The following is a 7219-nucleotide window of genomic DNA, read 5'->3' on the forward strand; positions in this document are numbered from 1 at the left end:
GTCACGACCCATGACGGGACGGTGGCGTCCGGCCAGACCCTGACGGTCAACGGCTCGACCAACACGTCCGCCATCAACTGGGACGGGTCGGCCGAAACCGACGGCACCTTCTCCATGACCGGCGGTAGCGCCAACGACACCCTGAAAGGCGGTGGCGGGGCCGACACGATCTCTGGTGCTGCCGGCAATGACTTCCTGTATGGCACCTCTGGAAACGATCTGCTCCTCGGCGGTGCGGGCAATGACGAGCTATCCGGCGGTGACGGGGCGGATACGGTCTCGGGCGGTGCCGGCAATGACCTCTTGCGGGCCGGCGCCAACGACGACTTTTTGTATGGCGGCGACGGTAGCGACACGCTTTCAGGCGGCGCTGGTTCCGACTCACTCTCCGGCGGTGCCGGCAACGACGTTCTGAGTGGTGGGAGCGGGTTCGATACGCTGGCCGGTGGTGCGGGTAACGACACGTTCACTGGCAGCGCGTCGGATTTCAACGGCGACACCATCTCCGACTTCGCGGTGGGCGACAGCATCGTTGTCACCGGCAAGGACCTGTCGGCCTTGAATGGCACGACCGCCAGCGGCACGATCGACATCAGCGGCAGCGTCGCGACCACGCTCACCGGCATCACCTCGGGAAGCGGGACGTTCAACGCAGCCTTCGCCGGCGGCAACACGACGATCACCTTGGTCGCACCGCCGACCGGTGGTGGCGGTGGCGCGCCCTCCGGTGGTGGAACCGTGGTCGTGACCGACAGCACGCCGACGGAGTCGACCGGTGGTGGCCGCACGATCACCAACAACGGACCCACGGCCGGTACGGCGGCGATTGTTGAGAACACCGGAAATAACAGCAACGTCGTTACGGCGACCCTTCCCTCGGGCATGAGCATAACTTCCCAAGGGCCGGCGACAGCTCAAACGCCGATGGACGCCGCCGCCTCACTGCTACAAGCGGTGGAAGGGCGTGCTTCCTTGTCACAGGATTTGTTGATTTCCGGCGCCCGAACATTTCTGAATAAGCTCGCCAGTACAACGCTATTAGACGTCCGGACAATCGTGCCCACCACAACGTCGAGCACTGTTTCAGACCCGATCGTAATCACCGGAACAAGTGCCGCTGATGGGTCAACGCAGTCCGAGGCCTTCGTCATTGACCTGCGATCTCTTCCCTCAGGCAGGACGCTTCAACTCGACAATATCGAATTCGCTTCGGTAATGGGTTCTGCAACGGTCACGGGCGGATCAGGCGACAATTTTGTGGAGGGAGATGACGACAGCCAATTCATTTCTCTTGGCGTGGGCGACGACACATTGTTCGGCGGAGACGGTGACGACACTGTCGGGTCGGGTGATGGTAATGATGAATTGAACGGCGACGGCGGTAACGACCGGGTTTTTGGCGGCATCGGCAACGACACGGTTAATGGCGGATCCGGCAATGATGTGCTTCTGGGCAACGAGGGTGACGATGTACTCGTTGGTGGCCTTGGACGAGACGTCGGTGCGTTCTCAGTCAAGTACCAAGCCTCTTTTGGTTGGGTACAACGTTACGACGGGGCGATCTCTGCGGAAGGTGATGACAGGTTAGAGTCGGGGGTGGAAATACTTACCTTTTCCGACAACCGCGTGATGCTGACAGTCGACAAAATGAGTGGCGCCGCAAGTTTCAACGAGGCGGAGTATCTAGCTCAAAACACAGACGTCGCGGACGCAGTGTCTGCAGGCCTCTTTTCCTCGGGCCGCGAACATTATGAGCAACATGGGCAGGCCGAAGGTCGTTTCAGCAGTGCGGACATGACCTTCGATGAGTCGTACTATCTTGAGATGAATAGCGATGTTGCCGAAGCGGTAGCCTTTGGTGAGATCGCATCCGGGAGAGTTCATTTTGAGCAGCACGGCCAAGCAGAAGGCCGCGATCCAACCCCTCTGTTCGATAGCGCCTTCTATCTAGCTGAAAATATTGACGTGGCCGAAGCAGTTTCAGCTTCAGTATTCGATAGCGCATACGAGCACTATCAGCTGCGTGGGGCTCAAGAAGGTCGCGCGGCGTCGCAGTACTTCGATACGGCGAAATATCTCTCTGAATATACTGATGTGGCAGAGAGCGGCATGAACGCCCTTGATCATTATCTCAAATACGGGATCTACGAAGGCCGCGCCGGCTTCGTGTCGGATGACCCTCTAGTCTAGAGGTGAGCAGGGGGCCGAATAAACTGCCCGACTGACGACGCATGGTCGAGCGCGGCTCGTTAAGCGAGAGTATCGTCGGAGAAGCGTCGCGGGCTGGCCAGAAGCACGATATCCGCTGCACCGCTGGACACAGTCCGGCTTGTGTCATGGAGCGCTGCCGGTCCTTGCGGCACCATCGCCACCATCACGATCATGGTGGCGATGGGCCCGAGGATGGCGCTCCGCGCGCTCATGAGGCCCTTGCGCATCTCAAGCTCATTCCACGGACCATCTCTATTAGAGACAAACGACGAAAATTATTCACCCCGATTCCCTGATACAACGGCCTCACTCCATGACGAAATCGGACGAATCAGATATTTAAGTTAAATCACTATTGATGGTGGAGTGGGCGGATATGGCAATGGTGGAGTGTGTTTCGCTATCCACTCACTGCTGGTTTCCCCTGGCCTAATTGTCGCCATCGGCGCGGCACTTGCGGCCTTCCGGGCCTGGCTGGCCTGCGACGCTGGCTCCATCAGCTGACGGCAGTATTGGGGAGCGAGCAATGCCGATTGACGATACCTCCGAGGAGCAGCGCCGAGAGGCCGCAGCGATTACCGCCTATGGCTCCGGCAGCGAGGTCGTCAACCGGCTCACTGCGTCTGGTAGCAACGGAGATGACGAGATCATCGGGAGTGCCTCGGACGACGAATTGCTCGGCAATGATGGCAATGACGTCCTGGAAGGCGGTGGTGGTCAGGACCTTCTTCGCGGCGGCGACGGGCTTGACGCCCTCTATGGTCAAGCAGGCAACGACACTCTATCGGGAGGGACCGGCAACGATGTGCTTGTCGGAGGTGACGGCTCAGACGCGCTATCGGGTGCGGCGGGCTCCGACCTGCTGTACGGCGATGCCGGCAACGACGCCCTATACGGCGGCGGGGATCCGGACACAATTTTCGGCGGCGACGGGAGCGACCTGCTCTTCGGGGATGCCGGGAACGACCTGCTCTATGGCGGGACTGGTAACGATGCCCTGACAGGTGGTGACGGAAGTGATCGCCTGGAGGGCAATGAGGGCGACGATACGCTAGCCGGAGAGGCCGACAACGACGCCCTATACGGCGGTGCGGGCAACGATCTCTTAAGCGGCGGTGCGGGCGACGACACGCTTTCTGGCGGTGCCGGCGACGACACTCAGTCAGGCGGTCTGGGCAACGACCTGCTCTATGGCGAGGACGGAAATGACGCCTTATTCGGCGAGGAGGCCAACGACGCGCTTTACGGGGCCGGTGGAAACGACGCGCTCAACGGGGGAAGCGGCGAGGATACTCTGTCGGGGGGCATCGGTGACGACACTTTGGCGGGTGGCGCAGGTGATGATCTTCTCGTCGGTGCTGAAGGGCGCGATGTAGCGCGTTTTGACGTGCCGTATTCGTTGCTTGCAGCAGACGTGCAGAGATCACAAGGGGCTGTCTCCCTCGCTGGCTCCGACACCGTCGACGGTGTTGAGCTTCTAGCGTTTGCTGATGGTCGAACCGTCATCACTCTCGACAGCGAAGCGCGCTATTTAGCCGCCAATCCGGATGTCGCGGCCGCTGTGACCGCCGGTTACTTTTCATCCGGGCTGGCGCATTTCGAGGCTGTCGGCAAAGACGAAGATCGCTCCATAAACTTCACCTACAGCCTCGATGAAACCTATTACCTCGACAACAACCCGGATATCGCCGCTGCTGTCGCTGATGGGCAGTTCACAAACGGACTCGAGCACTTCACTTCACTCGGTTATGCGGAAGCTCGCGACCCAAATCCAATGTTTGATGGAGCGTACTACCTCGCCGCCAATTCCGACGTGGCCGCGGCGATTACGGACGGATACTTTGTCAGCGCTTATGAACACTACAAGTCACTTGGGGCGTTTGAGGGCCGCGCTGCCTCGCAGTTCTTCGACACATCCAAGTACCTCGAGAGCAATCCCGACGTCGCCGATGCTGGCGTCAACGCGCTCGAACACTACCTGACCTTCGGTTTCACCGAGGGACGAACCGGCTTTCTGGTCGACGGCTATTCCGAGTGGCTCTTCACGTAAACCTGGGCAGGGTCACAAAACCTCGACCCTAATCCGTGCCCGGTGCCTCATAGCTGGACACATGCGCTTACGAGACTCACCACCAGCCCGAAAAGTCGCATAGCGGCTGGACCAAAATCGGGTCAGGACCACGGATAGATCGTGGTGACGTTCTCTTCGTCGGTGCGACCGCCTACCTGGAGGAGCACACGGGTGATCGCGTCCGTCCGACCGCCGCCCGCCTGGATGACCCCAGCCTCTCCGTCTTCGGTGAGGAACGGCAGCACGTCCGAAGCGGCCAGTAGCGCTAGTTCCCGATCGAGACCCATGACCTCAAGTCGGTTCGCAATCGCTGTTGTCGTGCCTTCCAGATAGGCCGGACCGGGCGCGAACCCGAAGCCGATCCTATCGTTCGGTGTGGCTGTGTCCGCCACCGAAGCGCTTTTGAGATAGGGCATCCCGATACAGAGGACCCGTCCCGCCGAGGGTCGCATGTCTGTGTCGTGCAGCGCAGTCCCACTCATGATGCCGCTCAAGACCGCCCCGGGGGCGTGCGGCAGCAAGAACGTCATTGCAAGGACGTTCTCAAACGCGGTGTTGACCAGCGTGACCTGCAGACTCCGCCCGATGCGGAAGATCTGCCCGGTCATGATCAGATCACCGCCCGGAAGACGTTCCAGATAGGAGGCCATCCATGTTCCGTCGGCGCGCGCGCGAATGATCAACTCGCCACACAACACATAGCGACGCTGGAGCGTCGACCACGCGTTGCTCAACACAAAATACGCTCCCGCTATGTAGGCGGGCAGGGTATTCGCGGATCCAATATCGCTTGGGGTTTCAATCTGGTCTTCAGGTTTGTCATGTTCCGGGCCACGGCGTTCAGCCGTCGGTTGGCGCGTGCTTGCGGGGTTCGACGGCTCAACCTCGTCTTTCGGAACCTTGGTGCCGTACTGGGCCACCAAAAACCCGTGAAAGGTCTGATAACTGCAAGCTCGGAGAACCGAGCCGCTAACCGGATAACCGCCGTCGTTGAGATCGACCAGAGTGGCCAGATCGTCGTAGACCGAGGGGTCGCGCGGGGACGCCACCCCATTTGCCCACTTGTAGGCAAGCTCTGGGCGATAACCCGTCCCCGGATTGATCTCCTTCAGGCGGATATAGAGCTGCTTGTGGGTGACGATGCCAAGCACCCGCATGAGGAGCCCCAGTTTTTGGGCGAACGCTACCGAATTGGCTCTGCTCAACAAAGATAAAATCCCGTATTTCGGAAAAATCAGAAATTAACGTCATTTGCCTGGGTGTCCCTCAAGCGCAAGGCGATTTTTTGAAATCTCAGTGTAGACCGAAAGTCTCTGGAATTAATCTGTAGATGTTTCGCCCCATCGAAATCGTCAATTGCGGAATCTTTGGAATTACCAAAATTCCTGAACTGCTGACTCCGATGCACGCGCCACCATGAGGCGTGATCTGGCGCCGAACGCGATTTGGCTGCGGGCAAATGGCGAGCACTTGGACTACCGGGCAGCACATCGATTGGGGCATGGGGCGCGTGGACTTTTTGTGGCGACCTGCCGCGGCGTTCGGCCGTCCCGCGCGATCTGCCGCCCGATCCGGGGATTCGACCCAGGCAGCCCGTCTCCTTTGCCCCTTTGGGGCATGCGCCTTCAAGGATGATCCGTTCATGACAATCGAACGTCCAGATACCGACGCGGATGCCGCGCCGGATCTTGTTCTGATCGATGCTCGGGTCCCCGCTGCAGACGGTTTGCTGGCCGCCCTGGCGCGCCCGTGCCGGGTGGTGCGGATGCCGCAGGGTGCCGACGGGTTGGCCCTGCTGCGCCGCGCTTTGAGCGAGAGCAGAACGCCGCCATCTTCAGTTCATCTGATCAGCCACGGCGCGCCCGGGCGGCTCCTGCTTGGGCGGAAGCGCATCGATACGGCGGCCCTGCGGCGATCGGTGGTGGAGCTTGCCGACATCCGGCGGCGTCTCGCCGGCGCGCCAGTCACGCTCTACGGCTGTTCGGTCGGCGCGGGTGAGAGCGGCCGGGCGTTCGTCGCAACCCTGGCGGCGGCGCTGGGCAGCCGGGTCCTCGCATCCTCGACACCGACTGGCGCGGCATCACGTGGCGGCGACTGGAACTTCGACGTGGCTGTCGGCGCATCCCAAATGGTGTCTTCCAATCTGATCGAGCTGGATGGCGCCGCCCTGTGGCCCGGCCTGCTGGATGTGGACGTCACCAGCAACTCCGGTGACGATAGCGATAATACACTCCAGTGGGCTGCCGTTACTGCCAACGCGGCTGCCGCCCTAGAGACACCTGGTTACCAAAATGTACATTTCAGTAACCTCCTCCCCGTCGACACGATCAACCTAGCGGCCTCACCGACCTTTACCCTTGGCGCCGCCGCGAGCTTCGATTTCACGGGAACGACAACCTCGCTGACGATCGGCGGATCGGACATCGTTGCGGACTCCCATCTCTACTTCGATATTTCCGCCGGACAATCGCTGACGCTCAATTCCGGGGTTTCTTTCACCGGCGGCTCATTCGTCCTTCAGACGGCAGGTGGCGGAACCATCGCTCTGAACGGCTCGATCAGCGGGACGAGCAGGATATGGGTTCTCGGCGGCACGACCGCCGAGATCGGGACGACGACCTCGGCGCCCCTGATCGACATCCTGGGCAATTCGACCGTGCGGTTCACGACCAGCGCGACCTACACCTCGAATATCGAGGTCCAGGATACCGCGACCATCGATACCGGCGCCAACAATGTCAGCATATCCGGCACTGTGAGCCAGGGCGGCGCGACAAACGTGCTGGCCAAGACCGGTACCGGCACGCTCACGCTGTCCGGAACCAACACCGCCTCGGGCTCCATGACCGTCAGCCAGGGCACGCTCTCGGTCGCCGGGGACGGAAACCTGAGCGCCGGCACGGTGACGATCAACGGCGGCACCCTGGCGGTGACCGG

The 7219-nt window shown here is 60.8% G+C and carries 5 protein-coding genes; 3 read left to right on the forward strand and 2 right to left on the reverse strand.

Annotation, left to right across the window (positions count from 1 at the left end):
* The coding region (locus BLS34_RS24790; RefSeq protein WP_139189483.1) for a calcium-binding protein at nucleotides 1–2190 on the forward strand (2190 nt) is incomplete at its 5' end.
* Between the two features lie 59 nt (nucleotides 2191–2249).
* Here BLS34_RS24790 and BLS34_RS24795 read toward each other — a convergent pair.
* Nucleotides 2250–2438 carry a hypothetical protein gene (locus BLS34_RS24795; RefSeq protein ID WP_093154724.1) on the reverse strand — a complete coding sequence of 63 codons (189 nt, stop codon included), beginning with the start codon at nucleotides 2436–2438 and terminating at the stop codon, nucleotides 2250–2252.
* Between the two features lie 299 nt (nucleotides 2439–2737).
* On the opposite strand from BLS34_RS24795, the gene BLS34_RS24800 reads away from it, so the two are divergent.
* Complete coding sequence (locus BLS34_RS24800; protein WP_093154727.1) at nucleotides 2738–4261, forward strand: calcium-binding protein; 1524 nt, start codon at nucleotides 2738–2740, stop codon at nucleotides 4259–4261.
* A 122-nt stretch (nucleotides 4262–4383) separates the two neighbouring features.
* On the opposite strand, the gene BLS34_RS24805 is transcribed toward BLS34_RS24800, so the two are convergent.
* Complete coding sequence (locus BLS34_RS24805) at nucleotides 4384–5487, reverse strand: hypothetical protein (RefSeq protein WP_139189484.1); 1104 nt, start codon at nucleotides 5485–5487, stop codon at nucleotides 4384–4386.
* 437 nt (nucleotides 5488–5924) lie between these two features.
* On the opposite strand from BLS34_RS24805, the gene BLS34_RS24810 reads away from it, so the two are divergent.
* Nucleotides 5925–7219 (forward strand): DUF4347 domain-containing protein (locus BLS34_RS24810; protein WP_175474389.1); only part of this gene is annotated, 1295 nt, incomplete at its 3' end.

Source organism: Thalassobaculum litoreum DSM 18839 (assembly GCF_900102465.1).
In the GTDB taxonomy this organism is placed as follows: domain Bacteria; phylum Pseudomonadota; class Alphaproteobacteria; order Thalassobaculales; family Thalassobaculaceae; genus Thalassobaculum; species Thalassobaculum litoreum.

Coding starts and splice junctions, on each gene's coding strand:
- BLS34_RS24795 (WP_093154724.1), bottom strand. CDS start 2,438: ATGCGCAAGGGCCTCATGAGCGCGCGGAGCGCCATCCTCGGGCCCATC.
- BLS34_RS24800 (WP_093154727.1), top strand. CDS start 2,738: ATGCCGATTGACGATACCTCCGAGGAGCAGCGCCGAGAGGCCGCAGCG.